Raw genomic sequence first — 26,640 nt, 5'->3', positions numbered from 1 at the left:
CCCGACGCCTCGACAGCGCCGGGCCCGCTCCACTCAGAGCGTCAGCGTGTGCTGCCCCGCCGCGAGCTCGCGGTCGGGGGCGCCGGCCGCGCGGACGACGGCGGTCGCACCCGCGGGCACCGTGACGGCGAGCGAGACGTCGGAGCCGTCGCGGTCCCAGCGCACGCTCGCGAGGCCGTGCGGGGTCTCGAGGGTCGACTCCGCCCAGGTCAGGTCGCCGCCGGGCTGCGGGGCGATCAGGAGGCGCGAGTAGCCGGGATCGAGCGGCGCGAGGCCGCCGACCACGCGGTGCAGCCAGTCGGCGACGGCTCCGAGCGCGTAGTGGTTGAAGCTCGTCATCTCGCCCGGGTTGATGGTGCCGTCGGGCAGCATCGAGTCCCAGCGCTCCCAGATCGTGGTCGCGCCCATCGTCACCGGGTACAGCCACGACGGGCACTCGCGCTGCAGGAGCAGGCGGTAGGCCTCGTCGATGTGCCCGGTCGACGAGAGCGCGTCGGTGATGAACGGGGTGCCCGCGAAGCCGGTCGAGATCGTGTATCCGCTCTCGGCGACGAGCTCGGCGAGGCGGTCGCCGGCCCAGCCCAGCTCGGAGTCGTCGAGCAGGCCGAAGACGATCGCGAGCGAGTATACGGTCGTGCAGTCGCTGAAGACGCGCTGGTCGGCGACGTACTTCGCGCGGAACGCCTCGCGCAGCTCCGACGCCATCTGCGAGAACTCCTGCGCCTCCTCGTCGCGGCCGAGCACTGCGGCGGTGTCGGCGACGATGCGGGCGGTGCGGTACGCGCAGGCCGTGGCGACGACTCCGGTGTCGGCCTTCGCGTCGGCCGGCTTGTCGGGGGCCGCGTCGGGGTCGAGCCAGTCGCCGAACTGGAAGCCGGTGTCCCAGACCCCCGAGTCGGACAGCTTCGAGCGGACGCGGCGGGCGTGCGAGGCCATCGAGTCGAACGACTCCTCGAGCACCGTCGGGTCACCGTACGCCTGCCAGACGGCCCACGGCACCCAGGCTGCCGCGTCGCTCCACAGGGCGGTCGAGTCCATCGGAGGGAAGCTGGTCTCGGCCGCGCGGCGCTTGAGCACGTCGGGCACGACGAACGGCACGGCGCCGTCGTGGTGCGCCTGTTCGAGCGCGAGGTCGCGCAGCCAGTCGCGGAGGAAGTCCTCGGCGTCGGCGAGGTACACGGCGGTGGGCGCGAACGCGGCGATGTCGCCCGTCCAGCCGAGGCGCTCGTCGCGCTGCGGGCAGTCGGTGGGCACGTCGAGGAAGTTGCCGCGCATACCGCGGAAGACGTTGTCGTGCAGCGTGTCGAGCAGCGGCTCGGAGCTGCGGAAGGTGCCGATGCGCCGCAGGTCGCTGCTGACGACGACCGCGGTGAGAGCTCCGGACTCGATGTCGCCCGGCCACCCCTCGACCTCGGCGTAGCGGAATCCGTGGAAGGTGAGGGTCGGCTCGAAGACGTCCGCGCCTCCGGACAGGGTGAAACGGTCGGTCGCCTTCGCCTCGCGCAGCGGACGCACACCCAGCTCGTCGTCCTCGAGGACCTCGGCGTGGCGCAGGGTGATGACGCTCCCCTCCGGCCCGGTGACCGCGACGCGGATCCAGCCGACGAGGTTCTCGCCGAAGTCGACGAGGGTGCGGCCCGAGGGGCTGGTCCAGATCTTCTGCGGCGCGATCTCGGCGAGGCGGCGCACGGGAGGTGCGATGTAGGGCTCGAGCATCGCCGGGTCGACCTCGACCTCGTGCACGCCGGCCCAGGCGGAGTCGTCGAATCCGGCGCCCTTCCAGCCGTGCGGCTCGCGGCGGGCGTCGATGTCCTGGCCGTCGTAGATGCTGTCGGCGGTGGTCGCGCTCGCGCCGGCGCGCCAGCTGTCGTCGGTGACGATCAGCTGCTCGTGGCCGTCGGCGAAGCGGATCCGCAGCTCGGCGGCACCGGCGATCTCGCTCCCGTAGGGCGCGGCGCCCTCGCCCCAGGTCAGGCGTCCGCGGTACCAGCCGTCGCCGAGAGCCAGGCCGAGGGTCACGCTCTCGCCGCCGATCAGGGCGGTCACGTCGTGCTCGGAGTAGCGCAGGCGCCACTCGTAGCTCGTCCACCCGGGGGTGAACAGCTCGTCCGAGGCGGGCTCGCCGTCGAGGAACGCCTCGACGATGCCCAGCGCCGAGAGGCGGAGGGTCGCCGAGGCGACCTCCCCGTGGCCGGTCTCGAGGGGGGTCTCGCGGCGGAGGAGGGGGGCGGCACCGCCGAGGTCGTCATCGGGGGCCAGGAAGCGGGCGGTCCAGTCGGTCATCGTCGTCCTTCTGCGTGGTGGTGGTGTGCGGTCAGTCGTATCGGTCAGTGGAGAGCAGGGCCCGAGGAGGCGCGGACCCGCAGGATCGGGTCGCGCTGGAAGTGGACCGCCTCCGTGCGCCCGTCGAGGCGCTCGAGCAGCAGGCGCACGGCGCGGTCGCCGAGCTCTTCTCCGTGCTGGTCGACGGTGGTCAGCGAGATGCCGGGGTGCCCCGCGACCTCGATGTCGTCGTAGCCGACGATCGCGACGTCGGCGGCGGTGAGTCCGGCGTCGTCGCGGGCCCACAGGGCGTCGAGGGCGAGCGAGTCGTTCCCGGCGAAGAGCGCGGTCGGCCGGTCGGGCGAGAGGAAGACCTCGAGCGAGCGAGCGCGGGCGTTGTCCACGACGGGGTCGAGGTGGATCACCTGCAGTTCCTCGGTGAGGCCGGCCTCGCGCATCCGCTGCTCGTAGCGCACGAGCCGGACGGAGTGCGGGGCGCCCGCCACCCGGTCGGTGATCTGCTCGCTCACGGTGAGGTGCGCGATGCGCCGGTGGCCGAGGGCGAGGAGGTGGTCCATCACGGAGTCGGTGCCCGCGACGTCGTCGTTGGTCACGGTGTCGTAGCCGGTCGAGTCGTCGTGGCGGCCGAGCATCACGACCGGCGTGCGGAGGGCGAGGCGCTCGAGCCAGGCGGGCTCGACCATGGGCGAGACGGCGATCAGACCGTCCACCTGGCGGTCGACGAGCGCCTCGATGGCACGGAATCCCTCGCCGAGATCGCTCTGGGCGGGCGCGACGATGAGCTGGTAGCGGCTGCCCTCGAGCGCGGCGCTGGCTCCGGTGACGATGCGGTTGAAGAAGGCGTTGCCCAGGTGCGGGACCTCGACGCCGATGGTGAAGCTCGAGCCGCGCATCGCCCGCGCCGCGACGCTCGGGCGGTAGTCGAGCTCGACGATCGCCGCCGTCACGCGCTCGCGCATCGAGGCGCTGACTCCGTAGGCGTTGCGGATCACCTTCGAGACGGCGGCGCGCGAGACGCCGGCGTGCAGGGCGACGTCCTGGATGGTCGCGTGGCCGCGAACGCTGTCGATCGAGCTCATCACGGCCTCCCCTGCGCCTCGTCGAACATGCCCGGATGCGGCTCGCCGATGGAAGCCGCGAACGCCACTGTAACGGTTCATTCACGATCCTGTAGATCGGTCCACAAATTTTCGTAGATCGATTGACACGTTTCACGGAGCAGACGTATGTTCTCCCTGCGCCGCTTCTCGAGGCCCTCATCGGGCGGATCGGATCGGCGCCTCGGGCACCCCCCGCAACAGCGAAGTTGTCGATACATGGAGGTATTGGATGTCGTTCCGACAGAACCGGCGAGCCCTGCTCGCCCTCGGCGCAGGAGGAGCGGCTCTCGCTCTCGCGCTCACCGGCTGCAGCACCGGAGGCGGTGGCGGTGGCGATTCCGCCGACGGATCCACGCTCAGCGTGCTCATCGACAACCAGACGGCGACCGTCGAGCTCTGGGACGCGCTCAAGGCGAAGTTCGAGGAGGAGAACCCGGACATCGCCCTCGACATCGAGACCCGCCCCCAGGGCAGCGAGGGTGACAACCTGATCAAGACGCGCCTCGCGACCGGCGAGATGAACGACGTCTTCGCCTACAACTCGGGCTCGCTCTTCCAGGCACTCAACCCCGACCAGAACCTCGCTCCCCTCTCGGACGAGGCCTGGGTCGACTCGCTCGACGAGGGCTTCCGCACGGTCGTCTCGACCGACTCTGATCTCTACGGCATCCCGCTCGGCCAGGCGATGGGCGGTGCGGTGCTCTACAACAAGGACGTCTACAGCTCGCTCGGCCTCTCCGTGCCGAAGACCTGGGACGACTTCATCGCGAACAGCGAGAAGATCAAGGCCGCCGGCGACGTCGCGCCGATCATCCAGACCTACGGCGACACCTGGACCTCGCAGCTCTTCGTGCTCGGCGACTTCGCGAACGTGCTCGAGAAGGACCCGGAGTGGGCGACCGACTACACGGCCAACAAGGCCAAGTACGTCGACGAGCCGGCGCTCGCGGGCTTCGACCACCTCCAGCAGGTGGCCGAGTCGGGTCTCACCAACGAGGACTACGCCTCGGCGACCTACGACGACGGCGTCCGCATGGTCGCGACCGGCGAGGGTGCTCAGTACCCGATGCTGACCTTCGCGGCCGGCCCGCTGATCCAGAACTACCCCGACTCGCTCGACAAGGTCGGCCTCTTCCCGCTCCCCGGCGACTCCGCCGACTCGAACCCGCTGACGGTATGGCAGCCCAACGCGGTCTACATCCCCAAGTCGACCGAGGGCGCCAAGCTCGAGAGCGCGAAGAAGCTGATGGCGTTCCTCGTGACCCCCGAGAGCTGCGACATCCAGAGCGAGGTCGCGGCGCCCCAGGGTCCGTTCGTGATCGACGGCTGCACGCTGCCGGACGACGTGCCGGCGCTCGTGTCGGACATGCAGCCGTACTTCGACAGCGGTGACACCGGTCTCGCTCTCGAGTTCCTCTCGCCGATCAAGGGGCCGGCGCTCGAGCAGATCACGGTCGCGGTGGGCTCGGGCATCACTCCCGCGGCGGAGGGTGCCAAGCAGTACGACGACGACGTCACCAAGCAGGCCCAGCAGCTCGGCCTCGAAGGCTGGTGAGCACCGCGGTGCGGTGAGCGGCGGAGGATCCTCCCCGCTCACCGCACCGACGGGGCGCAGCCCCACCCCTCCCGCGCATCCCGATCGACGGAGATCCCATGACGACACTCACGGAGGAGCGCCCCGCGCCCACCCGCACCGCGGAGCCGCCCAAGCGCCGCCGGGCCATGAAGAGCCCGTACCCGACCTGGTTCTACCTCCCCGCAGGCGTCTTCTACGTGGTGCTCTTCCTCGTACCGACCGCCGCCTCGCTCTACTTCTCTCTGACGCGCTGGACGCTGTTCGACTCGACCTTCATCGGGTTCGACAACTTCGTCGCCTTCTTCCAGGACCCGGCGCTCTCGACCGGCTTCGTGAACACCTTCATCTACGCCGCGATCACCTCTGGCATGAAGATCGTGCTCGGGATGGCCCTGGGACTGCTGCTCAGCTCGCAGATCATCGGGCGCGGATTCCTCCGCAGCGTCGTCTTCTTCCCGGTGCTGGTGTCGACGATCGGCATCGGCATCACCTTCAAGGTGCTGCTCGATCCCTTCGACGGCATCGTCAACCAGGGTCTCGCCGCGATCGGCGTCGCGGGTCCCGGCTGGCTGACGGATCCGCAGTGGGCGCTGTTCTCGGTCGCCCTCGTCGACGTCTGGAAGGGCGTCGGGCTCGCGACCCTGATCTACATCGCGGGCATCGTCGCGATCCCCCAGGACTACTTCGAGGCCGCCCGCGTCGACGGCGCCGGCGCCTGGCACAACTTCCGGCACATCACCCTGCCGCTCCTGCGCCCCGCGACCGTGACGGTGGTGCTCCTCTCTCTCATCGGCGGTCTGCGCTCGTTCGACCTGATCTGGGCGATGACGAAGGGCGGGCCGGGCTTCACGAGCGACGTGGTCGCCTCCGTCATCTACAAGCAGTACCAGGCGGGCTTCTACGGTCTCTCGACCGCGGGCAACGTCATCCTCTTCCTCGTCGTGGCGGCGATCATCTTCCCGCTGTCGGCCTGGCTCAACCGGAAGGACAACGAGCAGTGACCACTACCCCGCTCACCCCGTCCCCGCTCTCGAAGGCCCCCCTCGACGCCGATCCCCTCCGGTCCAAGGTCAAGCAGCGCGGCGTCGGCCGCGGCTCGCGCGCCTGGCGCTACGGAGGCGGCATCGCCGCGATCGTGCTCTCGCTGATCGTCTTCATCGTCCCCTTCGCCTTCATCGTCCTCACCGCGTCGAAGACGCAGCAGGAGTCGTCCCTGCTCGGCTTCTCGTTCCCCACCCAGTGGCAGTTCTTCGAGAACCTGCAGGCCGTGATCGAGGCGCGGAACTTCCTGCTGCTGCGCGCCTTCGTGAACAGCGCGGTCCTGACGATCGTCTCGGTGACGGTGATGGTGGTCCTCGCCGCGATGGTCGGCTACGTGCTGCAGCGCCGCCGGTCGAAGTGGAACCCGCTCGTCAACGGCTTCGTCCTCGCCGGCCTGATCATCCCGCCGGCCGTGGTGCCGACGATCTGGGTGCTGCAGGGCCTCGAGCTCTTCAAGACCCTCCCCGGTCTGATCGCAGTGCACGTGGCGTTCGGTCTGTCGTTCTGCATCCTCCTGTTCCGCGCCTTCGTCTCGACGATTCCGCGCGAGCTCGACGAGGCCGCCGTCATCGACGGAGCCGGCCCGTTCCGGCTGTTCTTCACCGTGGTGCTGCCGCTGCTGAAGCCGGTGATCGTGACCGTGATCGTGGTGCAGGCCGTCGCGGTGTTCAACGACTTCACCTACGCGCTGTACTTCCTCCCGGGCGACGACAACGCCACCGTGCAGCTGACGCTCTACAACTTCTCGTCGCAGTCGCAGTCGTCGTGGAACCTCCTCTTCATGGACGTGCTGCTCATCACGATCCCGCCGCTGGTGATGTACATCTTCTTCAACCGCCAGATCGTCGCCGGCATGACGTCCGGGGCCGTCAAGGGCTGACGCGGCTCAGCCGATCCCTCCGGGGCGCTCGGTCCACCGCGCCGCCCCGACCGGAGGATCCGTCTGCGGGAGATCGGCCGGGCCGACGAGGCGTCGGAGCCACGCCGGTCGCCGCGACCGGGCGAGGGCCCGATGCCATCGCGGGTCGGCCAGCGCCTCGTGCGCCGGATCGAGGAGGTGCCGCACGCCGGCCTCCCAGACCTCGATCCGCACCAGCGGCGGCGAGGCGAGGTGCAGGCGGCGCGCGGGTTCGCGCTCGGGGTGGGCGTGACCGGCGCGGGTCCGCAGCTGCTGCTCGAGCTGCTCCGGGTCGGCCGCCGACCAGGTGCTGACGCCGACGCTCCCGTCGGGCAGGGGGAAGCGCTCGGTGACCCGCAGCGGCAGTTCGTCGTGGGAGGGGGACATCGTGCGGTGCCTTCCGGTGTCGGCGCCGCAGGGCGCCTCGGGTCGTGGTGGGAGGGGGGCTCCGGGTCCGGAGCCCCCCTCGTTCGGTGTCGGTGCTCGATCGGGCGGTGTCAGCACCCGTTCGGGCGGAGTCAGTGCGCGATCGGGCGGAGTGCGCGCCTCCGGCGACCGGCGAGCAGCCCGCCGCCGGCGAGCAGGAGCAGCGCCCCGCCCGCCGTCAGCGGTCCGGCGGCCGCGCCGGTCGAGGCGAGGGCGGTCGGGACGAGCCCGATCGCCGGAACCACCACCTGCGCGCAGGACGCGGACGCGTCGTCCGAGCAGGGACTGCGGACGAGCGTGGGCTCGAACCCGGCGGGCAGGTCATCGATCCGCGCCCGGTTCGGGATCGTCCACGCATCGACCCCGTCGCCGACGAGGCCGCTCACCGTGAAGGTCGTCGTCGCCCCGGGAGCGAGATCGAGCCCCTCGATCGACAGATCGGAGGAGGCCGGCCCGCCGTCGCGGGAGATCGTCACCGCGGAGAGGTGCGCGAGCGTCGGCAGGTCGGTGAGGGTGACTCCCTCGGCCGGCCGGTCGCCGATGTTCGAGACCTCGATCTCGAAGCCCGCCCGGTCGCCGTGCGTGACCGAGGCGCGGAGCGCCGTCTTCTCGATCTCGAGCCGGCCGCCCGCGGGCGGCACGGGGATCTCGGCGCACGAGAAGGCAGCGTCGTCGGCGCAGGGGTTCTGCACCGTCGGCGGAGTGAACCCGTCGGGCTGATCGGAGATCGTCGCGCGGTTCGGGATCGTCAGGGCGTCGACGCCGTCGGCGACCCGTCCGGTCACGTGCAGGGCGATCTGCCCGCCCGCCGGGATCCGCAGCCCGGTGACCGGCTCCGTCGCCGGCTGGACGCCGCCGTGCCCGTTCTCGATGGTCGCGTCGGAGAGGTGCTCGAGGGTCGGGACGTCGGTCACCGTGACGTCGGTCGCCTCGACCGTGCCCGCATTGCCGACCACGACGTCGAACCCGGCCTGCCCGCCGTGCCCGGCGGACGGCTGGGACGCCGTCTTCTGCAGCCACAGCCGGCCCTCGCCGATGGTGTGCGGCACGGTCGCGCACGGGTTCGCATCTGTTCCGGTCCCCGTGTCGGACGGGACGAACGGAGCGCCCGCGACGCATGCCGTGTTCACCAGCGCCCCGTCTCCGCCGGCGCGGACGACGACCTCGAACGTCAGCTCCGCGACCGTCCCGACCGGGAGAGTCCCGGCGGCCCAGTCGATCCGCCCCGTGACGGGATCGATCGTGGCCGCGCCGTGCGAGGTGCGGATCGACTCCGCGTCGAGGTCGGCGTCGTCGAGCACGCCCTCGTCGAGGAAGTCGACGACCGCGGCGTCGGCGTAGTCGCCGGATCCGTCAGAGGTCAGGGTCACCCGGTAGGGCACTCGCGCTCCGGGGAGCAGCGGCACGTCCGAGGGCGAGGTCGAGCTCTTCGCGATCGTGACGTGCGGGGCCAGCGCGTCCAGGCCGGCGGTCGCGACCGCCCCGTCGGAGCCGAAGGCGTAGTCGTCGATCGCGCGCAGGTCGCCGTACGACCCGTGGACGGAGTCGTTCGCGTTCGGAGCGCGCCCCTGCCCGGAGTCGTCCGCCTCCCAGCGGTGCACCCCGGCAGCGGAGTCGGCCCCGCCGTCTCCCGAGGTCTCGTGCGCAGTGACCGAGTAGCGCTGCCCGTTGGAGCCGGAGAGGAGGGAGTCGTCCCAGTGGATCTCGGACGGGCCGGTCCCGCCTCCGGTGGACCGCACGATCGAGATGCCCCCCGATGACGACTCGGCGTCGACGCGGGTGAAGTGGAACTCGTTGGTGCGGCCGATCGATGCACGGAACCCGACATCGGGGTCGGCCGTATCGACCCCCGCGCCCTGTGCGTCGAGTCCGTCCCAGTCGACCGAGAACGGCCCCGGATCGGCGACGATCTCGGTGAGCCGGACGTCGCGCGCCCCCTCGTAGTCACCGTCTCCGTCGGCATCGATGTCGACCGTGACCGTCCCCGGCTGCGTGCCGAGCGTGCCCGTGAGCGAACCCGCGTTCGACGCGGATCCCGCCCGTCGGTAGGCCAGGCCCTCGATCGTCGGCGCGAGGTAGTCGGGCGAGATCGACGGAGGGAGATCATCGGAGGGTGGATCCAGGAACAGCTTGTAGCTCTGCAGCCCGGCGATGCCGGAGCGCCCGGAGGCCTGCACGTACTGCGCGCCGACTCCGCCCGCCTCGCTCGACTGCGGCATCGGCACCGAGAGGTAGGACGGATCGGAGGACCCGACCCGGACGTTGCCCTTGTTGGTCGCCTGGAGCGTCGACGCGACTCCGTCGTAGCCGCGCAGCGACATGTCGTAGCGCGCGCCGGTCTCGGTGACGGCGTAGAGCGTGAACGAGGAGCTGCGCTCCCCCGGCGTCGCGTAGCTCGCCTTCGCGCCCGACTGGACGGCGTACGAGTCGGACCACACCCGGCCCGCGATCGCCGCGCCCGAGCCGTCGGCGACGCCGATGCTCCACACCAGGTTGACGGGCGCCGTCACGTCGTCGTCGCTCACGCTGATGCGGAACACGCCCGTCTCGCCGGCGACGAAGGACCCTCCGGCCGCGTCGGTCGGCGGAGCGCCGCGCGGGAAGGCCTGCGCGTCGAGCACGGAGCCGTCGGGCGCGGTGATCGCGGCGGTGCCGCCGCCGCTCTCGCCCTCTCCCGATCCCGACCCGCCCTTGAGCGGATGGAGGTCGACGTGCAGTGTCTCGCCCTTCTGCACCCACGCCGACACCGTCGTCACTCCGGCGTTCGTCGCCCCGCCGTGCAGGAGCGTGTTCTCGATCGTCGTGTGCGGTGCGTCGGCGGCCGCGGCGGGTGTCACCGCCACCCCACCGCCCAGCAGCCCGCCGACGAGCGCGCAGCCCGCCGTCGTCCCCGCGAACGCGCGGACGGCTCCCGCCTCCCGCCTCCGACGGCCAGCCGGCCCCGACCGTTCCGTTCGACTCATCCGATGTCCTCTCCTCAGCCGCTCGGTGCTCGGCACCGGCGACGGTTCACGTCAGCCCCGTGCCAGGAGAGTAATGCTCACTTTCATGTGACCGCGGGGCCGCTCGGCCGATCTGTGGACAACCGAGGGGAGACCGTCCTGAGGAGGAGCCCGCGAGGGCACGTTTCGACCGTGTGAACACTCGCGCGCTCAGGCGCGGCCGCCGGAGGAGTCCGGATAGGGTCCGACAGAGCTCACGACCGAGGAGCCCCCTGAGGAGTCGACCACCGTGCCCGCATCCGCGCCCCTCCGCCGCCTCAGCGGCGCCTGGCGTCTGGGCACCTGGCGGCTGTCGAACTCGCGAGCCCCCGCCGCTCGCTGAGCCCGGCCGTTCCCTCTTCTCCCGCGCGCGACGCCCTCGCGCGCCTCCTCATCGCGTCGACCCTCGACGCCCGCACCTCTCGAAAGCGAGACCACCATGCCCGTGCACTACTCCGAAGACCCCTGGACCCGCGTCACCTCGGCCCGCGGCTACGCCGCCGACGAGCTCATCTCGACCCTGCAGAAGTCGATCCGACGCGGAGACACGCAACTCGCGCTGCTCGTCGGCCGCGAGATGTACGAGTCGAGCGCCGACCTCGAGGAGATGATGTGGGCGCGCCTGAACGTCATCTCGTGCGAGGACGTCGGAGACGGCAGCTACTCCGAGCCGGTCGTCGTGAACAGCCTCTACCAGATGCACGAGCGCCTCGATCGGACGTTCGGCGACCGCTGGCTGTTCGCGACCCACGCGATCCGCTTCCTCTCGGAGCGGACGAAGGACCGCACCTCCGACGAGCTCGCGAACCTCACCCTGCACCTCATCAACGCCTCCGAGAAGCCGTTCGAGATCCCGGAGTACGCGCTCGACGTGCACACGCGGCGCGGACAGCTCGCGGGCAGCTCCGTCGACGACTTCTGGGGCGAGGGCGGCGGCTCGACGCTCGAGAACGAGCTGCCGGGCCGCACGAGCGAGCTGAAGGACGAGATCCAGCGCCTCCGTGCCGCCGGGGAGTGGAAGGCCTGACGCGAGCGAGGGAACCGGTTCCCGCCCGGACACCGCGCAGAACGCGGCGCCCCGGCCGGAACCGGTTCCCTCGACGCAGGGCTCCCGGAGGAGTCCCTACTTGTACACCGCCCACACCGACTGGTCGAGGTAGCGCGTCTCGCCGTCGGCGCTGACCTCCCAGCCCTGGGCGGTGGTGCCGAGGTAGCGGCCGTGCAGGATCTCGGGGAACCAGCGGTCCCTCGTGCGGACCCAGCGGATGAAGCGGGCCGGACGACCGGCGTTCAGGGTCTGGCTGCTGCCGGATTCACTCATGGATCCAGTCTCACGGCTCGGCGGATTCGGACTGGGGGCATTGACTTCCCAGGAAAGCGGAGGCAGTCGTTCACAGTCGCCGCACATATCGCTGAGTATCGTTCGCAGAAACGGGAGGTCATCATGAACAGTTCGTCATCGACCGGTGCTTTCGGCTCCGGCAACCCCATCGAGGGCATCTGGCAGGCCATGGAGCAGGTCCGCTCCAACTTCGAGAAGCGCGTCGGCACGCGGGTCGGCCGCGGCGACGTCCGCGCGGCGGTGCTCGCGCTCCTCGCCGAGCAGCCCATGCACGGCTACCAGATCATCCACGAGATCGAGGAGCGCAGCGGTGGCAGCTGGAAGCCGAGCCCCGGCTCCGTCTACCCGACCCTCCAGCTGCTGGCCGACGAGGGACTCATCGCCGCCGACGAGTCGAACGGCCGCAAGACCTACTCGCTGACCGAGGCGGGTCGCGCTCAGGTCGCCGCCTCCGGAACCTCGGCCCCCTTCGCCGGCGAGCCCGAGCCCGTCGACTTCGGCGCCCTGCCGAAGGCGGGCGTCGAGCTCGCGCAGGCCGCCGCTCAGGTCGGTCGCTCCGGCACTCCGGACCAGATCCGCAAGGCCATCACGGAACTCGAGGACTCGCGCCGCAGGCTGTACGCGATCCTCGCGCAGGACTGACCCGGGTGGCGCCGGTACGCCCGGGCCCTGAGGGCCCGGGCCGTCGCCGCGCGCGCAGCGACCAGCGGCGCTACCGCCGCATCCTGCGCTTCGCCTCCTGGCACCTCGCGGTGACCTGGTTCTTCGATCTGCTGCTGCCCCGCGTCGGGCTGTCGTCGATCGCCCTGCGCACCCGGCCCGCCCGGATGCGCCGCTTCGCGCGCAGCTTCCACGTGCTCGCCGTCGAGCTCGGCGGCCTGATGATCAAGGTCGGGCAGTTCATGTCGTCGCGCCTCGACGTGCTGCCCCCCGAGATCACCCGTGAGCTCGAGGGGCTGCAGGACGAGGTGCCGGCCGTCCCCTTCCCCCGGATCCGCGCGCTCGCGGAGTCCGAGCTGGGTCTGCCGCTCGAGCGCGCCTATGCGGGCATCGACGAGACCCCGGTCGCCGCCGCCTCGCTCGGACAGGCCCATCGCGCCAGGCTCTCCCCCTCCGACGCCGCCGACACCGGCCACTCGACCGCGATCATCAAGGTCCAGCGGCCGGGGATCGACGCGATCGTCGACGTCGACCTCGCGGCACTGCGCCGCGTGGGCGGCTGGCTGACGCACGTGCGTCTCGTCTCCGATCGCGTCGACGCGCCCGCGCTCGTGGAGGAGTTCGCGGTCACCTCCCTGGAGGAGATCGACTACCTGCAGGAGGCGGCCAACTCGGTCCGCTTCGCCGCCGACTTCGCGGGCGATGCGCGCGTCGGCGTCCCGGACGTCGTCTGGGAGCGCTCGACCCGCAAAGTGCTGACCCTCCAGGACGTCACCGCCATCAAGATCACGGACGCCGACGCTCTCCGCGCCGCCGGCATCGACCCGGCCGAGGTCGCTCCGGTCTTCGCGGCGGTCATGTTCGACCAGCTCTTCACGAACGGCTACTTCCACGCCGATCCGCACCCCGGCAACGTCTTCGTCACCCCGACCCCGGGCTCCGAGCTGCCGTGGAAGCTGACGTTCATCGACTTCGGGATGATGGGCGAGGTGCCGCCGACCACGCGGGCGGGCCTGCGCGCGATGCTGATCGCCGCCGCCTCGCGCGACGGCAAGGGTCTCGTCGATGCGGCGCGCAAGGTCGGGGTGCTGCTCCCCTCCGCCGACTCTCGCGAGCTCGAGCGCGCGATGACCCAGCTGTTCGCCCGCTTCGGCGGCATGGGATTCGCGGAGCTGCGGGAGGTCGACCCGCGGGAGTTCCGCGACTTCGCGGTGCAGTTCGGCGACGTCGTGCGCTCGCTGCCGTTCCAGCTGCCCGAGAACTTCCTGCTCATCGTCCGGGCGATGTCGCTCACCTCCGGCGTCGCCAGTGCGCTCGACCCGGCCTTCAACCTGTGGGACTCGGTCGAGCCGTACGCGCAGCAGCTGATCCGCGAGGAGCGCGGCAACGTCGCGCAGGACGTCGGCAGGCAGGCGCTCGACACCCTCGGCCTGGTCTGGCGCCTCCCCCGCCGGCTCGACGAGCTGGCCACCACTCTCGAGGACGGCACGCTGGCCGTGACCGTCCCGTCGGTCGAGCGACGGCTGACCGTGCTCGAGGGCATGGTGCGCCGCGTCGTCTCGGCGGTGCTGTTCGCGGGCCTGCTGATCGCGGGCGCGATCGTGCGCCCCGACGACGGAGCGTTCGGGACGGTCCTCCTCGTGGCGTCGGTGCTGCCGCTGCTGCACGCGCTGTTCGCGGGCCGGCGGGGCTGACCCGCACGGGGAGGATCGATCCGGCGCGCGGTCGCCCTTGCCCGGGCACCGCAAGCGCGCGACCCTGTCGGCATGGCTCCTCTCAAGCGGTTCGACCACATCGGCGTGACGGTGCGCGATCTGGAGGCGGCGACCGCCTTCTTCGTCGCCCTCGGTCTCGAGATCGACGGCCGGGCGGAGGTGCAGGGCGAGTTCATCGACACGGTCATCGGCATCCCCGGCTCGCACACCGGGATCGTCATGCTGACGACCCCGGGCGGAGGCACCTCGGTCGAGCTCTCGCGCTTCGTCCACCCCGATCCCGAGGCCGTCCCCGAGCCGGCGCCCGCCACCGCTCTCGGCCTCCGCAGCCTCGCCTTCGAGGTCGACGACCTGCACGCAGAGGTCGACCGGCTCGCCGCCGAGGGCTTCGGACTGGTCGGCGGCATCGGCCGCTTCGAGGACGTCTGGCTGATGGCCTACGTCCGCGGACCGGAGGGGATCATCGTCGCGCTCGCGGAGCGGCTGGACTGAGGGCGCCCGCACCCCGTGAGACAGTGGGAGGGTGCCGACGGACCTCACGCCGCGCCGCCTCCCGGGCTCCCGGATCCGGCGGTTCCGACGGCTCGCCAGGCTCGGCTTCGCAGTCAACGGCCTGCTGCACCTCGTCATCGGCGCGATCGCGATCCGACTCGCCTTCGGTGACACCTCGGTGGTGGAGGCCGATGCATCCGGAGCGATCGCCCGCCTCACGAGCGCACCGCTCGGCCGGTTCGCGATCTGGGCCGCGTTCGCCGCCGTGCTCGCGCTCGGCCTCTGGCAGCTGTCGCTCGGCGGCTCCTCCGACAGCCCCCGGCGCGCGACCCGCTGGGGGCGCCGTGTGGTCGAGGCGGGGAAGGGGCTCGCCTCTCTGGCCCTCGCCGGCACGGCCCTCGTCTTCGCCCTCGGCGGCTCGACGAGCTCGTCGACGACCATCAGGACCATCAACCAGGAGCTCGTCGCCACGACGACGGGGCTCGTGATCCTGGCCCTCACCGGCGCGATCGTGCTCGGCAGCGGGATCGGCTTCATCGCGATCGGCGTGCGCCGCGGCTTCCGCAAGCTGATCCGCGTCCCGTCCGGCCGGCGTGGTCGAGTCGTGTCGGCTCTCGGCACGTCCGGCTACATCGCGAAGGGAGTCGCCGTCGGCCTGGCCGGCGCGATCTTCCTCGTCGCGGCGGCGACCGGTGACGCCGATCGGGCGACGGGGCTCGACGGCGCGTTCCGCTTCCTCGCGCTGCCGCCCTACGGAACGGCGGTCCTGGTCGTCGTCGGCCTCGGAGTCGTGCAGTACGGCGTGTTCCTGATGGCGCGGACGACGCTCGCCCGGCTCTGACTCAGTGCGCCGCGTCGTACGCGGCCTGCACCTCGGCAGGGATGCGGCCCGACGGCGGCACCTCGTGGCCGTGGCGCTTCGCCCAGTGCCGGATCGCGGCCAGCATCTCGGGGCTCTTGCGTCCGGCGCTCGCGGCGACGGTCGTGATCCGCGGTGCCGAGCCTCCGGGCGAGAGCAGCCGGGCGGAGTCGACGTAGCGGGCGAGCGCGAGGTGCAGCCTGCCGATGTTCGCGGCCGTCAGGTCGATCTCGTACGCGTCGTCGTCGATCGAGAAGCTGACGGTGCCGCCCCGGCCATCGGCGATGGGGGCGCCGGTCAGGTCGTCGACCAGGCTGGTGCGCAGGGCCATGCAGCGGACCCCTCGGGGTCGGGCGGAGCGCCGCGATCACGTCGCTCCTGCCTCCAGGGTAACGACACCGCGCCGGGCCTCAGGCGACCGGGGATCTCAGAGCAGGTCGAAGTAGGAGTCGACGTCCGCGGTGGCGGCGGCGTCCCGGCGCGCCTCCTCCTCGGTCGCCATGACGGCGTTCTGCGGGGCGTTCAGGGCGGCGGTCCTGACGTCGAGGTCGTCCCCGGACTCGACTCCGTCGGACGCCCCGACGTCACCGCACGCGGCGCGGACCGAGAGTGCGACCCCCATGCCGACGACGAGGAGCACCTGCGCGTGCGGTGCCGGAGTGCCGGCGTCCTCGAGCGTGACGGTGCTCATCTCGCGGTGACCGGCGAGGGCCATCGAGTACCGGACCACGGCCGATGCGGTGTCGTCCTCGAGCAGGAGAGAGCCGCCGGTGTGGGAGAGAGTCATCATGATGTCGTCCTTCGGTTGCGAGCCCCCCGAACGACGTTCAGGGCACCGGGGACCGGGATGCGATCCTCCGACCCTACGTCGCGCTCCTCCACGGGGACCCAGGCGGCGCACATCGGGCCCGCGGCGACTACGCGCTCTCGCGCAGCGCGCGGATCATCCCGCGGAGGATCCGCGCGGCGTCGGCCTGCTGCTCCGCCGTGCTGCCGGCCAGCATCCGGAGCTCGACGCCCCGGATCGCGACGGTCGCGGCCTCGAGGCGGCGCCGACCGTGCGGAGTCAGTTGCGTCGGGAGAACCTTGCCCACGCGCGCCTCCGCGGGGCGGATCACGTCTCCCTCGCGCTCGAGGGCCTGCAGCAGCACGTTCATCGACTGCCTGGTCACGAAGGCGCCGCGAGCCAGCTCGGAGTTCGAGAGCCCGGGCCGCTGGGCCAGGAGCTCGAGGCAGGAGTAGTGGGTCACGGTCATCCCGAGCGGGCGCAGCTCCGCCTCCATGGCGGTGCGGAGGGCGCTCGACGCCTCTTTCAGCAGGTAGCCGAGGGAGGTGGGGAGGTCGATCCCGTCTTGACTCATGTCAGTAGTCTGACATAGAGTCGTCGATGTCAGTCAACTGACACGAACCGACAGGAGCACCCCATGGCCGTCACCGGACCCGACTTCGTCTCGCTGCAGACCCGCGACCTCGCGGCATCCCAGGCGTTCTACGAGCAGTACCTCGGCCTCGTCCGATCGCCCACCGGCCCGCCGCACGCCGTCGTCTTCGACACGAGCCCGATCGCCTTCGCGCTGCGCGACATCGCCCCCGGCACCGATCTCACCGGAGTCGACCGGCCCGGGATCGGCGCGGCGATCTGGCTGCACGCCACCGATGTACAGGACATCCACGACGCCCTCGTCGCCGACGGCCACCCGATCGTCTCGGCTCCGATCGACGGCCCCTTCGGCCGCACCTTCACCTTCGCCGACCCCGACGGCTACCACGTCACCCTCCACGACCGCGCCTGAGTGCCGTCGCCTCGAGCGCTCGCCGACCGGTCCTAGACCGGCTCGGCGGTGAGGACCATGTCGCGGCTCAGCGTCGGCCCGAGCAGCTCGCGCAGCCACGCGCGGTTCAGCAGGTCGGCGTGGTGCCCGTCGAAGCGGTACTCGAGCACCGAACCGGGGTGCACCAGGATCGCCTGCGACCGGTAGCCGCCGTCGCCGGCAGTGCTCCAGGTCAGCCGGAAGGACGCACCGCGCTCCATCCGCGTCCGGAGCGCGACGCGCAGGTGCGTCAGGGTGCGGTCGTCGAACACGATCCGCCGCCGCCACGCACCGAAGATCAATTCACCCATCGGGGTCTCCCTCATCGTCGTCGAAGAGCTCGCGAACGAGCGGGAGCGGCGGGCTCAGAGGCTCCGCAGGGCCGGATCCGCTCGCGAGCGGGACCACCGGTCATGTGCCGAGGAGAGTGCAGCGCGAAGACTCACGCTGGTCCCGACGCTATACCCGATCAGGGCACTGGAGCGCCGGTGGGGCGGCTCGCACATCCGTCGATTCGCGACGGGCGGTGGATCATCGGTCCTGCGCGGTCGCGCATCCGGAGGGATGTCACCCGTTCGGAGCACAACGGGTCCGGGCTGCGTGTCCGGCGGGCTCCGCTGTGCGCGGCCCCGGATCCGTCAGAGCGACCGGAGCCGATCGCGGAGGATGGGGCGGTGACCACTCCTCGCCGCCTCCGCACGATCGCGGGCCTGCTCTGGATCGTCGGGCCTCTCGTCTACCTCGGCGCGGAGGCGGTCGCGGCCTCGGCCTTCCCCGGCTACAGCTACGCCGAGAACTACATCAGCGACCTCGGCGTGCCCGAGGTCGGCGCCTACGAGGGCCGCGCGATCGACTCGCCCCTGCACGCGGTGATGAACGCCGGCTTCGTCATCGAGGGAGTGCTGTTCCTCGCTGCCGCGCTGACGACGGTGCGCGCGAGCTCCGGAGGCCCGCGGTGGGCCTTCCTCGCTCTCGCCGCGGCCCACTCCGTCGGCATCGCCCTGGTCGGCCTCGTGCACGGCAGCCGGCAGAGCCTCGAGAACGGCACCGCGGGGATCCACGTCCTGGGCGCCGCCCTGGCGATCATCGGCGGGAACCTGGCCGCGATCACCGCGGGAGTCACCGTGCTGCGGTCGCGCACGCGCTGGGCGCCCGGGACGGTCGGCATCGTCCTCGGCACTGTCGGGCTGCTCGGGCTGGTGCTGCTGCGGGTCGACTCCGGGAGCACCGCCCTCGATCTGCTGCCCGACGGCGTCTGGGAGCGCGTCGCCGTCTACACGGTGACAGCCTGGCAGCTCGTGACCGGGACCCTGCTACTGGCCGGCGGGCCGAGCCCGTCGCCGCGCTGACGCGGCGGTACTCGCGTCAGCGGATCAGGGTCTTCCCCGATGCCCCCCGCCTCCCACCTGGCGAGAATCGACTCATGCCTCCTGCCGTGCCCCGCCCGCGTCTGCTGCGCGCCCTCGTCGTCGCCCTGATCGGCGGCCTGATCCTCGGCGGGCTGACCAGCCTGCTGCAGGGCTCGCTCCCGGCATCGCTCAGCTCGTTCGCCAACTCCTCCGGCGGCTGGTCGATGCTCGTGTTCGCGCTGGTGCGGATGGGCGGCGCCCGCCCGGTGCCGGCGGCGCTGCTCGGGCTGCTGACGTTCTGGGCGCTGCTCGAGGGCTACGACCTCGTCACCGCGGCGCGCGGCTTCGGCTACTCGCCTCCGTTCACCGACGTGTTCTGGCTGCTCGCCGTCCCCGCCGGTCCGATCCTCGGAGCCGCCGCCGCGCTGACCCTGCACGGGACGACGCCCTGGCGCGTGCTGGCGGTCGCGCCGCTCTCGGGCGTGCTGATCGGCGAGGGCCTGTGGGCGCTCGGCGCGATCATCGACTCGACCAGCCCCGTCTACTGGTGGCTCCAGATCATCCTGGGAGCCGGGTTCCTCGTCCTCGCGATCGTGCGGAGGCGTCCGCGCGTGATCGTCGCGGTCGCGGCACTCGCGGTCACCGCCGCGGCGGCCGGCGTCTTCCTCCTCGTCTACTCGGCGCTGTGAGGGGCCGCCCGCCGGGTGCCGCCGCTCGGCCCCTCCTCCTCGTCGCGGCCGTCCTCGTGCTCGCCGGCTGCACCTCGCCCGGCGCGCCGGCCGCATCGTCGCCCCCGTCGACCGCCGCCGCACCGCCCGCGTCCTCGGCGCCGATCGACGTCTCCGCCGAGCTCGCGGCGCTCGAGAGCGAGTTCGACGCGCGGATCGGCGTCAGTGCCGTCGACACCGCCTCCGATCGACTCGTCTCGCACCGCCAGGACGAGCGCTTCGGCTACGCGTCGAGCATCAAAGTGCTCGCCGCGGCCCAGTTCCTCCGCGCCGTTCCCGCCGCGGAGCGCGACGAGATCGTCACCTGGACCGCCGCCGACGTCGAGGCGGCCGGCTACTCGCCCGTCACGAGCGAGAGCATCGGCGAGGGACTCCCGCTCTCCGAGCTCGCGGAGGCGGCGGTGCGCAGGAGCGACAACACCGCCCTGAACCTGGTGCTCGCCCGCCTGGGCGGGCCGTCCGCCCTCGACAGGGGTCTGGAGGACCTCGGCGACACGACGACCGAGGTCGTCGACGACGAGCCCGCGCTGAACACGATCGAGCCGGGCAGCACCGCGAACACCACCACTCCGGCCGCCTTCACCGCTGCGCTGCGCGCCGTCACCCTCGGCACCGCCCTGCCCGGCGAGGACCGGGCGCTCCTCCTGGACTGGATGAGCGGCAACGCGACGGGCGATGCGCTCGTCCGCGCCGGCGCGCCGAGCGGATGGGTCGTCGCCGACAAGTCGGGCGGGGCGGGCGGGATCCGCAACGACGTCGCGGTGGTCACGCCTCCGGGCCGCGATCCGATCGTCCTGTCGATCCTCACAGCGCGCAACGACCCCGACGCGGCCTACGACGACGCGCTCGTCGCCCGTTCGGCGGCCGTCGTCCTCGGCGCTCTCGACTAGCCGCGTCGTCGGAAGCGGTCCGTCGGTCGCGGATCGGAGTTCCCGTCCGGGTGTTGACGTCGCTTCTAACGCGCGTTAGCTTTACTTCTGGCGCGCGACAGGGAGGTTGCCCAATGGCTCGGAGAGCAATCACCATGAGCGACGTGGCGCGCCACATCGGCGTCTCGCGCTCGGCCGTCTCGTTCGCCTTCAACGACGAGAAGCAGGTCTCGAGCGAGACCAGGGCCCGGGTCCTCGCCGCCGCAGCGGAGCTCGGCTACCGCCCCAATGCGGGAGCCCGTGCCCTCGCGGGCCGGACGAGCGATCTCTTCGGCCTCGTCACGGACATCGTCTCGACCCCCTTCGCGGGCGAGCTCATCGCCGGTGCTCAGGAGTGGTTCTGGGAGCACGGCAAGTCGCTCATCATCGTCGGCACTCCGACTCCCGACCACCCCGATCGCCGGTCGGTCGAGATGATGCTCGAGCACCGGGTCGGTGGCGTCATGATCGCGACGACCTTCAACCGCGCGATCGAGATCCCCCGCGCCCTCGACGACATCGACGTCGTCCTCGTGCACTGCTACGACGAGGCCGGCACGCATCCGTCGATCGTGCCCGACGAGCAGCACGGCGGCTACACGGCCACCCGGCTGCTGATCGAGCGCGGACGCCGCAGGATCGCGCTCGTCAGCATCGACGAGCACCTCGACGCGGCGCGCGGCCGGCTCGCCGGCTACCGGCAGGCCCTCGACGAGGCCGGGATCCCGGTCGATCCCGAGCTGATCGTGATCGGCGGCGCGGACGCGAAGACCGGCTACGAGGCCACGAGCGCGCTCCTCTCGCGGGCACGGCCCGACGGCCTCTTCTGCGGCAACGACCGCATCGCGATGGGCGCCTACGACGCGGCCCGCGAGCACGGCCTCAGCATCCCCTCCGACCTCTCGATCGTCGGCTTCGACAACCACGAGGTCATCGCCGAGTACCTGCGCCCCTCCCTCACGAGCATCGCCCTGCCCTTCCACGAGATGGGGCGGCTCGGAGCCGAGCTCCTCGTCCGCGACCCCGCCGATCGCGGCACCGGACGATTCACGGTCCGCTGCCCCCCGATCCTCCGCGACTCCGTCTGACCGACCCACCGACCTCCTCCGCCGTCTCGCGGAGGCGCACCACGTGGCGAGACCCCCAGCCCCTGGACCTCGCCCGTTCCATTCACAGTCGAAAGGAAAAACAATGTCCCGATCTTCTGCGCGACGCTTCTGGCGCGCGTTAGTAGTTCCCGCGGCTCTCGCCGCAACGGTGGCGCTCGGCGCTGCCGGGTGCACCGCCGCCCCCAGCGCGAGCACCGGCGACACCCTGCGCATCGCCTCCATCGGCAACGCCTCCTTCACCCGCAACTTCAACCCGTTCTCACCGACAGCGCTCAAGATCACCAACCGGTCGATCTACGAGTCGCTGATGGTCACGAACCTCGCGAAGGGCGAGATCGACCCCTGGCTCGCCAGCGGCTACCAGTGGAGCGACGACGGCCTGCAGCTCACCTTCACTCTGAACGACGGCCTGACCTGGTCGGACGGAGAGGCCCTCACCGCGCAGGACGTCGCCTACACCTTCGGTCTCGTGCGCGAGGTCCTCGGCGACGCGACCTACGACTACGTCGACTCGGTCGCGGCGACGGACGACAAGACGGTCACTTACACCTTCAACCGCCCGTACACCCCCGGGCTCTACGAGCTCGGCGTCCAGGTGGTCGTCCCCGAGCACATCTGGAAGGACGTCGACGACCCGGCCACCTTCCAGAACCCCGACCCGGTGGGGTCAGGGCCCTTCACCCAGGTGCAGAGCTTCTCGGCGCAGTCCTTCGATCTGCTCCGCAACCCCGACTACTGGCAGAAGGACAAGGCCGACTACTCCGGGATCCGCGTCATCGCCTACGGCGGCAACGACGCGGCGAACATCGCGGCGATCAACGGTGACATCGACTTCGGCCTCGGCTTCATCCAGGACATCCAGAAGACCTACGTCGATCCCGATCCCGAGCACCGCGGCTACTGGTTCCCCTCGGTCGGCAACACCATCTCGCTCACGCTGAACACCACCCAGGCGCCGTTCGACGATGTGGAGCTGCGCAAGGCGATCAGCATGGGCATCGATCGCGACAAGGTCGCCTCGACCGGGATGAGCGGGTACACCCACGCCGCCGACTGCACCGGTCTGAGCGACGCCTACGACTCCTGGCGCGACGCGAGCATCGTCTCGCAGTGCGACTGGACCACCTACGACGTCGACGCGGCGAACGCGAAGCTCGACGCCGCGGGCTACACCAAGGGCTCGGACGGCATGCGGGTCTCCCCCGACGGCACTCCGGTCTCGTTCACGATCGGCGTCGGCTCGGCGTCGACCGACTGGATCGCGGTCGCGCAGGTGATCTCGGACGACATGAAGGCGATCGGGATCGACGCTCCGCTGAAGGTGCAGGACTGGTCGCAGATCAACCAGGCGCTCTTCGGCGGCACCTACCAGGGCAACATCGCCTGGAGCCAGACCGGCGTCACGCCCTACGAGTTCTACCGGGGCATGCTCTCCTGCCGCACCGTCCAGCCCGCGGGCGAGCAGGCCACGCAGAACTTCCAGCGCTTCTGCGACCCGCAGGCCGACGTCCTGCTCGACCAGTTCGCTGCGGCCACCAGCGAGGACGAGCAGCGCTCCGTGATGAACCAGCTGCAGGCCCTCTACTCCGAGAAGGCCCCGACGATCCCGCTGTTCCCCGGCCCGGAGTGGGGCGCCTACAACAGCACCACCTTCGTGGGCTGGCCCAGCGAGGACGACCCGTACGCGACCCTCTCCCCCGAGGCGTCGAGCACGGTCAAGGTCCTGACGACGATCCACCCGCGCTAGTCCCTCCGGCGGTGGGGCCCTCGGGCCCCACCGCCCCCTCTCTCCTGTGAAGGCGACTCCTGTGACCCTGTTCTACAAGCCCGAGCGCGCTCGCCTGGGCGACACCATCCCCTACTTCGCCGACGGCGTGTTCCACGTCTTCTACCTCAAGCGCTACGCGGATGACACCCACGATCGCGTCGAGACCGACTGGTGGCACATCTCGACCACCGACTTCGTCGAGTTCGAGGAGCACGGCCCGGCCGTGCGCCGCGGGGGCCTCCGCGACGCCGACGCCTCCGCTGCGACCGGCAGCGTCGTCCGCATCGGCGACCGCTACTACGCCTACTACACCGGCTTCGGCGAGTGGCAGAAGGAGCACGGCGGCCGCCACCAGACGGTCCTGCGGGCCACCAGCACCGACCTCGTGACCTGGGAGAAGGACACGGAGTTCGCGCTCGTCTCGGACGCCGGACTCTACGACGCTCACGAGTGGCGCGACCCGTTCGTCTTCGAGGACGAGAACGGCGGCTACCGGATGCTGATCGCCGGCCAGAGCCTCGAGGGGCCGGAGCTGCGCCGAGGCGTCACCGCGACCGCCACCTCGCCCGACGGTCTGACCTGGACCGTCGGCGAGCCGCTCTGGGCTCCCGGCCTCTTCTCGATGCACGAGTGCCCCGATCTGTTCCGGGTGGGCGACCGCTGGTACCTCGTGTACTCCACGCTCACCGACCGCACGGTCACCCGCTACCGCACCGCCACCTCGCTCGACGGCCCGTGGACCGCGCCCGACGACGACGAGCTCGATGGTCTCGGGCTCTACGCCGCCAAGACGGTCTCGGACGGCGAGCGCCGCTACCTCGTCGGCTGGTGCCCGAACTACGCCGTCGGCCAGGACGGCGCGCCCTGGCTGTGGGGCGGCAACCTCGTCGTCCACGAGCTGCTGCAGAACGACGACGGCACGCTGCGCGTCGTCGAGGCCGCTCTCACCCGCCGGACGCTCGAGCAGACGCGCGCGGCGGCTCCGGTCGCTCTCGAGGCGAGCACCATCGGGTCGGAGCACGGCTTCGAGCGCCGGGTGCTGACGCGGATGCCGCACACCGGCCTCGTCGACCTCGTGCTCACTCCCGGGCCGGGCACCAAGGCGTTCGGCGTCGAGCTGCGGACCGACGAGACCGGCCGCCCCGGCTACTCCGTCACCCTCGAACCCGGGAAGCACCGGGTGCGGATCGACCGCCTCGACCGTTTCGGGTCGGACGCGCCGTTCGATGTGCGCCCGTTCGAGACGCCTCAGGGCGACGTGACGATGACGATCGTGTTCGACGGCGAGATCTCGGTCGTCTACCTCGGCGGCACCGCCGCCTTCACCTTCCGCGGCTACGACCAGCGGGGCGACTCGCTCGCGGTCTTCGCTCAGGAGGGTCGTGTCGAGGTCTCCGGCGAGCTCCGGAGCATCCAGGACGAGAAGGAGGAGGACCGATGAGCAGCGACTGGCTCACCCGCGCCAACGCGGCGCTGACTGCCGGCGACCGGTCGAGGGCCGTCACGGCCGAGAACCCGACCGGAGCGCCGGGAGAGGGCGGCCGCGCCTCCTCGATCCTCGGCCCCGGCCGGAAGGGCGCCCCCTGCATCACCCTGCCCGCCGGCGAGACGACCACGCTCGCCGACCTCTCGGGCGCCGGCGAGATCCGGCACCTCTGGTTCACGGTGTCCACGCACACCGAGGCGGTCGGCTTCGTGCTGCGCGACCTGGTGCTGCGGATGTACTGGGACGGCTCCGAGACGCCCGCCGTCGAGGCGCCGCTGGGCGACTTCTTCTGCAACGGGAACGGGCAGCGCAGCCTGGTCACCTCGAGCCTGGTGCTCGTCGCGCCGACCGGGGGGATGAACGCGTACTTCACGATGCCCTTCGCCGACGGGGCGCGGATCACCCTCGAGAACCAGCACCCCGTCGACGTGGGCGGGCTGTTCTACCAGATCGACTACCTCGAGAAGAAGGACACGTCGGAGATCGGACCGCTCCGCTTCCACGCGGAGTACCGGCGCGAGAACCCCACGACCCGAGGCGTGGACTACACGGTCCTCGACGGCGTCGAGGGCTCGGGAGTGCTCGTCGGCACCTCGCTGACGATCGTCCAGCTCGAGCGGTACTGGTGGGGCGAGGGCGAGATGAAGTTCTTCCTCGACGGCGACACCGACCACCCGACGATCTGCGGCACCGGGACCGAGGACTACTACGGCGGCGCCTGGGCGTTCCAGGACCGCCTGTCGAAGGAGTTCGAGCCGCAGGTGCTCACCTACAGCGCCCCGTACGTCGGCTACCCCCAGTACTCGACCCGGGACGAGTCCCAGCAGGCGGTGTACGCGACAGCGATGGCGCCCGTCCACGGTATGTACCGGTGGCACGAGCCCGACCCGGTCTACTTCCACGAGAGCCTGCGGGTGACCCTGCAGCAGATCGGGCAGGTCGGCCCGGACCTCGTCGAGCGCTCCGACGACGTGTCCTCGGTCGCCTACTGGTACCAGGACTCCCCGAGCCGCCCGGCTCGGCCCTTCCCGTCGCGAGCGGACCGTGTCCCCCGCTGACTCCGTCCTGCCCGGCGCGCGCCGGGCGGGACGCCCTTCCTTCTTCCCCAACACCTCAGGAGGACCACTCTCATGACCTTCGTGCTCCGTCGGCTCGGCTTCTACCTCATCGCGTTCTGGGCGTCGCTGACGATCAACTTCCTGCTCCCCCGCCTCATCCCCGGCGATCCCGTCGGCCGGATGATCGGCACGATGCAGGGCTCGCTCACCGATGAGCAGATCGACCAGTTCCGCCACCTGTTCGGGCTCGACGACCGACCGCTGCCGCTGCAGTACGTGCAGTACCTCGGCGACGTGTTCACCGGGCAGCTGGGCATGTCGATCTCGCAGTTCCCGACGCCGGTCACCCAGGTGATCGGCACACAGCTCGGCTGGACCCTGCTGCTGGGCGGCTCCGCGCTGATCGTCGCTGTGATCCTCGGCAACCTGCTCGGCATCGTGGTCGCCTGGCGCCGCAACGGCGTCCTCGACCGCATCCTCCCGCCCCTGCTCGTCTTCGTCGGCTCGTTCCCCTACTTCTTCATCGCGATGGGCGCGCTGTTCCTCTTCGCCGTGACGCTGAGGTGGTTCCCGATCGGGCAGGCCTTCACGCTCGGCTCGCAGCCGTCCTTCTCACCCCAGTTCCTCGGCGACGTGCTCACCCACCTGTTCCTGCCCGCGGTGACGATCGTCGCCGTCTCGATCGGCGGCTGGATGCTCGGGATGCGCAACACGATGATCGCGACCTCGGCCGAGGACTACATCACGATGGCCCGCGCCAAGGGCCTGCGGGAGGGGCGCATCATGTTCCGCTACGCCGCCCGCAACGCCATGCTCCCCTCGATCACCTCGTTCGGCATGTCGATCGGCTTCGTCGTCGGCGGCGCTCTGCTGACCGAGGTCGTCTTCGCCTACCCGGGGATCGGGTACCAGCTGCTGCGCGCTGTGCAGGCGCTCGACTATCCGCTGATGCAGGGGATCTTCCTGACCCTGACCGCAGCCGTCCTGATCGCCAACTTCCTGATCGACATCGTCTACGTGCGGCTCGACCCGCGCGTGCGAGTGAGGTAG

At 71.1% G+C, this 26,640-nt stretch carries 26 protein-coding genes; 17 read left to right on the top strand and 9 right to left on the bottom strand.

What is annotated here, in order from left to right; translation table 11 throughout:
- Positions 1-33: 33 nt before the first annotated feature.
- Positions 34-2,283 carry an alpha-L-rhamnosidase gene (locus ASG06_RS08935; protein ID WP_056041210.1) on the bottom strand — a complete coding sequence of 750 codons (2,250 nt, stop codon included), beginning with the start codon at positions 2,281-2,283 and terminating at the stop codon, positions 34-36.
- A gap of 44 nt (positions 2,284-2,327) precedes the next feature.
- Complete coding sequence (locus ASG06_RS08930; protein WP_056041208.1) at positions 2,328-3,362, bottom strand: LacI family DNA-binding transcriptional regulator; 1,035 nt, start codon at positions 3,360-3,362, stop codon at positions 2,328-2,330.
- Between the two features lie 250 nt (positions 3,363-3,612).
- On the opposite strand from ASG06_RS08930, the gene ASG06_RS08925 reads away from it, so the two are divergent.
- The 3 genes from ASG06_RS08925 (at position 3,613) to ASG06_RS08915 (ending at position 6,880) form a co-directional block, all read left to right on the top strand.
- Positions 3,613-4,938: an ABC transporter substrate-binding protein gene (locus ASG06_RS08925; RefSeq protein WP_056041206.1), complete on the top strand. Its 1,326-nt coding sequence runs from the start codon at positions 3,613-3,615 to the stop codon at positions 4,936-4,938.
- Positions 4,939-5,036: 98 nt separating this feature from the next.
- Positions 5,037-5,960 (top strand): carbohydrate ABC transporter permease, encoded by a 924-nt coding sequence (locus ASG06_RS08920; protein WP_056041205.1) that lies wholly within the window; start codon positions 5,037-5,039, stop codon positions 5,958-5,960.
- Positions 5,961-6,082: 122 nt separating this feature from the next.
- Complete coding sequence (locus ASG06_RS08915; RefSeq protein ID WP_056042485.1) at positions 6,083-6,880, top strand: carbohydrate ABC transporter permease; 798 nt, start codon at positions 6,083-6,085, stop codon at positions 6,878-6,880.
- Between the two features lie 6 nt (positions 6,881-6,886).
- Here ASG06_RS08915 and ASG06_RS08910 read toward each other — a convergent pair whose 3' ends face one another.
- Positions 6,887-7,285: a hypothetical protein gene (locus ASG06_RS08910; protein WP_056041203.1), complete on the bottom strand. Its 399-nt coding sequence runs from the start codon at positions 7,283-7,285 to the stop codon at positions 6,887-6,889.
- A gap of 131 nt (positions 7,286-7,416) precedes the next feature.
- The gene (locus ASG06_RS08905) at positions 7,417-10,287 is read right to left on the bottom strand and encodes a DUF7927 domain-containing protein (RefSeq protein ID WP_156465940.1); all 2,871 of its coding nucleotides are present in this window, start codon (positions 10,285-10,287) and stop codon (positions 7,417-7,419) included.
- 457 nt (positions 10,288-10,744) lie between these two features.
- Here ASG06_RS08905 and ASG06_RS08900 point away from each other — a divergent pair, with 457 nt between their 5' ends.
- On the top strand, positions 10,745-11,332 hold the full coding sequence (locus ASG06_RS08900) for a hypothetical protein (protein WP_056041199.1): 588 nt from the start codon (positions 10,745-10,747) through the stop codon (positions 11,330-11,332).
- Between the two features lie 96 nt (positions 11,333-11,428).
- Here ASG06_RS08900 and ASG06_RS08895 read toward each other — a convergent pair whose 3' ends face one another.
- Entirely contained in the window at positions 11,429-11,626 is a 198-nt protein-coding gene (locus ASG06_RS08895; RefSeq protein ID WP_056041197.1) for a hypothetical protein, read from the bottom strand.
- A gap of 123 nt (positions 11,627-11,749) precedes the next feature.
- Between ASG06_RS08895 and ASG06_RS08890 the strand changes: the two genes are divergently transcribed.
- The 4 genes from ASG06_RS08890 to ASG06_RS08875 all read left to right on the top strand — a co-directional run bounded on the left by ASG06_RS08890 (position 11,750) and on the right by ASG06_RS08875 (position 15,355).
- Complete coding sequence (locus ASG06_RS08890) at positions 11,750-12,289, top strand: PadR family transcriptional regulator (protein ID WP_056041195.1); 540 nt, start codon at positions 11,750-11,752, stop codon at positions 12,287-12,289.
- A gap of 5 nt (positions 12,290-12,294) precedes the next feature.
- Positions 12,295-14,001, top strand: a complete 1,707-nt coding sequence (locus tag ASG06_RS08885; protein WP_056041192.1) for an ABC1 kinase family protein — start codon at positions 12,295-12,297, stop codon at positions 13,999-14,001.
- A 72-nt stretch (positions 14,002-14,073) separates the two neighbouring features.
- Positions 14,074-14,514: a VOC family protein gene (locus ASG06_RS08880; RefSeq protein ID WP_056041189.1), complete on the top strand. Its 441-nt coding sequence runs from the start codon at positions 14,074-14,076 to the stop codon at positions 14,512-14,514.
- Between the two features lie 31 nt (positions 14,515-14,545).
- A complete protein-coding gene (locus ASG06_RS08875) occupies positions 14,546-15,355 on the top strand; it encodes a DUF1206 domain-containing protein (RefSeq protein ID WP_056041186.1) in 810 nt (269 codons plus the stop codon).
- 1 nt (position 15,356) lies between these two features.
- Here ASG06_RS08875 and ASG06_RS08870 read toward each other — a convergent pair whose 3' ends face one another.
- The 3 genes from ASG06_RS08870 to ASG06_RS08860 all read right to left on the bottom strand — a co-directional run bounded on the left by ASG06_RS08870 (position 15,357) and on the right by ASG06_RS08860 (position 16,734).
- Positions 15,357-15,704: a histone-like nucleoid-structuring protein Lsr2 gene (locus ASG06_RS08870; protein ID WP_056041184.1), complete on the bottom strand. Its 348-nt coding sequence runs from the start codon at positions 15,702-15,704 to the stop codon at positions 15,357-15,359.
- Positions 15,705-15,800: 96 nt separating this feature from the next.
- A complete protein-coding gene (locus ASG06_RS08865; protein WP_056041182.1) occupies positions 15,801-16,163 on the bottom strand; it encodes a hypothetical protein in 363 nt (120 codons plus the stop codon).
- A 127-nt stretch (positions 16,164-16,290) separates the two neighbouring features.
- Positions 16,291-16,734: a MarR family winged helix-turn-helix transcriptional regulator gene (locus ASG06_RS08860; protein ID WP_056041180.1), complete on the bottom strand. Its 444-nt coding sequence runs from the start codon at positions 16,732-16,734 to the stop codon at positions 16,291-16,293.
- A gap of 63 nt (positions 16,735-16,797) precedes the next feature.
- Here ASG06_RS08860 and ASG06_RS08855 point away from each other — a divergent pair, with 63 nt between their 5' ends.
- The gene (locus ASG06_RS08855; RefSeq protein WP_056041178.1) at positions 16,798-17,166 is read left to right on the top strand and encodes a VOC family protein; all 369 of its coding nucleotides are present in this window, start codon (positions 16,798-16,800) and stop codon (positions 17,164-17,166) included.
- A gap of 32 nt (positions 17,167-17,198) precedes the next feature.
- Here ASG06_RS08855 and ASG06_RS08850 read toward each other — a convergent pair whose 3' ends face one another.
- A complete protein-coding gene (locus ASG06_RS08850; protein WP_156465939.1) occupies positions 17,199-17,495 on the bottom strand; it encodes a DUF7882 family protein in 297 nt (98 codons plus the stop codon).
- Between the two features lie 363 nt (positions 17,496-17,858).
- On the opposite strand from ASG06_RS08850, the gene ASG06_RS08845 reads away from it, so the two are divergent.
- The 8 genes from ASG06_RS08845 to ASG06_RS08810 all read left to right on the top strand — a co-directional run bounded on the left by ASG06_RS08845 (position 17,859) and on the right by ASG06_RS08810 (position 26,640).
- A complete protein-coding gene (locus tag ASG06_RS08845; RefSeq protein WP_056041174.1) occupies positions 17,859-18,533 on the top strand; it encodes a DUF998 domain-containing protein in 675 nt (224 codons plus the stop codon).
- A gap of 74 nt (positions 18,534-18,607) precedes the next feature.
- Positions 18,608-19,222, top strand: coding sequence for a DUF6518 family protein (locus ASG06_RS08840; protein WP_156465938.1), 615 nt, complete (start codon positions 18,608-18,610; stop codon positions 19,220-19,222).
- The gene (gene bla, locus ASG06_RS08835; protein WP_056041171.1) at positions 19,219-20,151 is read left to right on the top strand and encodes a class A beta-lactamase; all 933 of its coding nucleotides are present in this window, start codon (positions 19,219-19,221) and stop codon (positions 20,149-20,151) included. The genes ASG06_RS08840 and bla overlap by 4 nt, the downstream gene beginning before the upstream one ends.
- 113 nt (positions 20,152-20,264) lie before the next feature.
- The gene (locus ASG06_RS08830) at positions 20,265-21,257 is read left to right on the top strand and encodes a LacI family DNA-binding transcriptional regulator (RefSeq protein ID WP_082499085.1); all 993 of its coding nucleotides are present in this window, start codon (positions 20,265-20,267) and stop codon (positions 21,255-21,257) included.
- A gap of 103 nt (positions 21,258-21,360) precedes the next feature.
- Positions 21,361-23,025: an ABC transporter substrate-binding protein gene (locus tag ASG06_RS08825; protein WP_056041169.1), complete on the top strand. Its 1,665-nt coding sequence runs from the start codon at positions 21,361-21,363 to the stop codon at positions 23,023-23,025.
- Positions 23,026-23,086: 61 nt separating this feature from the next.
- Positions 23,087-24,487, top strand: coding sequence for a family 43 glycosylhydrolase (locus ASG06_RS08820; RefSeq protein WP_056041167.1), 1,401 nt, complete (start codon positions 23,087-23,089; stop codon positions 24,485-24,487).
- A complete protein-coding gene (locus ASG06_RS08815; protein ID WP_056041165.1) occupies positions 24,484-25,590 on the top strand; it encodes a glycoside hydrolase family 172 protein in 1,107 nt (368 codons plus the stop codon). Before ASG06_RS08820 ends, ASG06_RS08815 begins: the two co-directional genes overlap by 4 nt.
- Before the next feature lie 72 nt (positions 25,591-25,662).
- Positions 25,663-26,640 (top strand): ABC transporter permease, encoded by a 978-nt coding sequence (locus ASG06_RS08810; protein WP_056041163.1) that lies wholly within the window; start codon positions 25,663-25,665, stop codon positions 26,638-26,640.

Origin of the sequence: Rathayibacter sp. Leaf185, assembly GCF_001423885.1 — a bacterium.
In the GTDB taxonomy this organism is placed as follows: Bacteria; Actinomycetota; Actinomycetes; order Actinomycetales; family Microbacteriaceae; genus Rathayibacter.
This window is presented reverse-complemented; position numbering and strand designations above follow the sequence as displayed.

Excerpts from the sequence above, each read along its gene's own strand:
- ASG06_RS08895 (WP_056041197.1), bottom strand. The coding sequence starts at position 11,626 with ATGAGTGAATCCGGCAGCAGCCAGACCCTGAACGCCGGTCGTCCGGCC.
- ASG06_RS08880 (WP_056041189.1), top strand. The coding sequence starts at position 14,074 with ATGGCTCCTCTCAAGCGGTTCGACCACATCGGCGTGACGGTGCGCGAT.
- ASG06_RS08865 (WP_056041182.1), bottom strand. The coding sequence starts at position 16,163 with ATGATGACTCTCTCCCACACCGGCGGCTCTCTCCTGCTCGAGGACGAC.
- ASG06_RS08870 (WP_056041184.1), bottom strand. The coding sequence starts at position 15,704 with ATGGCCCTGCGCACCAGCCTGGTCGACGACCTGACCGGCGCCCCCATC.
- ASG06_RS08930 (WP_056041208.1), bottom strand. The coding sequence starts at position 3,362 with ATGAGCTCGATCGACAGCGTTCGCGGCCACGCGACCATCCAGGACGTC.
- ASG06_RS08810 (WP_056041163.1), top strand. The coding sequence starts at position 25,663 with ATGACCTTCGTGCTCCGTCGGCTCGGCTTCTACCTCATCGCGTTCTGG.
- ASG06_RS08855 (WP_056041178.1), top strand. The coding sequence starts at position 16,798 with ATGGCCGTCACCGGACCCGACTTCGTCTCGCTGCAGACCCGCGACCTC.
- ASG06_RS08840 (WP_156465938.1), top strand. The coding sequence starts at position 18,608 with ATGCCTCCTGCCGTGCCCCGCCCGCGTCTGCTGCGCGCCCTCGTCGTC.
- ASG06_RS08830 (WP_082499085.1), top strand. The coding sequence starts at position 20,265 with ATGGCTCGGAGAGCAATCACCATGAGCGACGTGGCGCGCCACATCGGC.
- ASG06_RS08850 (WP_156465939.1), bottom strand. The coding sequence starts at position 17,495 with ATGGGTGAATTGATCTTCGGTGCGTGGCGGCGGCGGATCGTGTTCGAC.
- ASG06_RS08815 (WP_056041165.1), top strand. The coding sequence starts at position 24,484 with ATGAGCAGCGACTGGCTCACCCGCGCCAACGCGGCGCTGACTGCCGGC.
- ASG06_RS08890 (WP_056041195.1), top strand. The coding sequence starts at position 11,750 with ATGAACAGTTCGTCATCGACCGGTGCTTTCGGCTCCGGCAACCCCATC.
- ASG06_RS08905 (WP_156465940.1), bottom strand. The coding sequence starts at position 10,287 with ATGAGTCGAACGGAACGGTCGGGGCCGGCTGGCCGTCGGAGGCGGGAG.
- ASG06_RS08825 (WP_056041169.1), top strand. The coding sequence starts at position 21,361 with ATGTCCCGATCTTCTGCGCGACGCTTCTGGCGCGCGTTAGTAGTTCCC.
- ASG06_RS08860 (WP_056041180.1), bottom strand. The coding sequence starts at position 16,734 with ATGAGTCAAGACGGGATCGACCTCCCCACCTCCCTCGGCTACCTGCTG.
- ASG06_RS08920 (WP_056041205.1), top strand. The coding sequence starts at position 5,037 with ATGACGACACTCACGGAGGAGCGCCCCGCGCCCACCCGCACCGCGGAG.
- ASG06_RS08935 (WP_056041210.1), bottom strand. The coding sequence starts at position 2,283 with ATGACCGACTGGACCGCCCGCTTCCTGGCCCCCGATGACGACCTCGGC.
- ASG06_RS08925 (WP_056041206.1), top strand. The coding sequence starts at position 3,613 with ATGTCGTTCCGACAGAACCGGCGAGCCCTGCTCGCCCTCGGCGCAGGA.
- ASG06_RS08900 (WP_056041199.1), top strand. The coding sequence starts at position 10,745 with ATGCCCGTGCACTACTCCGAAGACCCCTGGACCCGCGTCACCTCGGCC.
- ASG06_RS08910 (WP_056041203.1), bottom strand. The coding sequence starts at position 7,285 with ATGTCCCCCTCCCACGACGAACTGCCGCTGCGGGTCACCGAGCGCTTC.